This is a genomic window from Chloroflexota bacterium (assembly GCA_015478725.1).
Classification (GTDB): Bacteria; Chloroflexota; Limnocylindria; order Limnocylindrales; family CSP1-4; genus C-114.
Map to the genome: position 1 here is coordinate 1 of JADMIG010000107.1, position 1527 is coordinate 1527.

Genomic DNA, 1527 nt, shown 5'->3' on the forward strand with positions numbered 1-1527 from the left:
CCGAGGGGGTTCGGTGCTGGCGCATCGGCCGTGTCGAGGCATCGACCGTGCCGGAGGGTTCGATCGCCCTCGTCTGACACCGGCCCTTGCCCCGCGACACCGGCCCTTGCCACGCGCGCCGGCCCTTGCCACGCGCGCCGGCCGACGCGACTCTCAGGACCGGCTCAGGCTGCTGGGAGTAGGCTGTCGGAACGCTCCCGGCGCGACCGCGACCGCGGCTGCGGTGCCACATCGGATCGGCGTCCAGGAGGTTGCCCCGATGATGTATCGATACGACTCGTTCCTGTTCGGCGGCCGTTGGTTCGGCCTCCTGTTCATGATCGGCTGCGCGATTGTGTTCGTCCTCCTCATCGTCTGGCTCATCCGCCGGACGGACGACACGCATCACCACACCGCGCCGCCCACGTTCACGCCGCCGCCGTTCGTGCCGCCGGCCGGACCGTACGGCGCGGGTGCGCCCGGTGGCTTCGCCGCCGCTTCGCCCGCCGCCGACCCGGCCCTGCTGATCCTTCGCGAGCGCTTCGCCCGCGGGGAGATCACGGAAGCCGAGTTCCTCAGCGCGAGCCGCACGCTCGGCAGCCCGCACCCCTGATGCCTCGGTGCCCCTGAGGTCTCGCGAGCGTCCGCCGGGCATTCGGCGCTCGGCCGCACCCCTGAAGCTCCGTAGCCGCTGACGCCTCACGAGCTTCCGCCCGGCATTCGGCGCTCGGCCGCACCGGACCTCCTGGCCGGCAGTTTCATCGCATATCGTCATCGACAGACCGTTACGCGGCTTGGGTGCCAAGCATTTGCCCGACCGTCGGCCCATCGGAACGCGACTCGCGCTCGCGTCACGCTCCGGCCGGTCCGATTCGCGCACAAAGATGGGGCCGGCAGGGAGCTGTCCTGGCCCGTTCGCTCCGTAACAGTCTCTACGGAGCGATATGCAAGGAAATCCAGGCGCTCGTGGCCCCCGCCGCCCGCGCGGCCGTCCCCCAGCTCGCCGTTGACGGGCAACCGGTGCCAGAGCAGGCAGTCCTTCGCCGCGGTCATCCCGCGGTAGCGGCCCTCGACCACGGGGATGGGCACCACCCGCGCGGCCAGCCCCTCGATGTCGACGACCACCTCGGGCGGGTCCTCGTCCCTGGCCCTCTTCTTCTCCTCCTCGGTCGGCACCTCCTCGGCGGGCGGGTCCTCGGGGCCCTCGTCGGACGCCGACACCGGACGCCCGTCCGGGCTCGCCCCGAACGGCGACGGCGTGCGCGCCGCCAGCGGCACGAGGAACGGGCGCCACGCGGCGGGGAAGGTGAGGTCGAAGGAGTGCTCGTCGTAGATCGGGTCGAAGCTGCGCCGCGACAGGAACGCGAGGTAGCGGCCGTCGGAGGTGAACACGGGGTCGGCGTCGGTGAAGCGCGGCTCGGTGACCGCCACGAGCGTGCCGTCGGCCGGCCCGGCGATCATGATGCGGGTCAACCCGGCCTCGACGGGCTCGCAGTAGGCGAGCCACGCGCTGTCGGGCGACCAGGCCAGTCCCGTGATCTCGCCGTC

2 protein-coding genes are annotated in these 1527 nt (G+C 72.2%); one reads left to right on the top strand and one right to left on the bottom strand.

What is annotated here, in order from left to right:
- The first annotated feature begins 259 nt into the window (after window positions 1-259).
- Window positions 260-592: an SHOCT domain-containing protein gene (locus IVW53_15965; GenBank protein MBF6607059.1), complete on the top strand. Its 333-nt coding sequence runs from the start codon at window positions 260-262 to the stop codon at window positions 590-592.
- Between the two features lie 158 nt (window positions 593-750).
- Here IVW53_15965 and IVW53_15970 read toward each other — a convergent pair.
- The coding region (locus IVW53_15970; protein ID MBF6607060.1) for a PD40 domain-containing protein at window positions 751-1527 on the bottom strand (777 nt) is incomplete at its 5' end.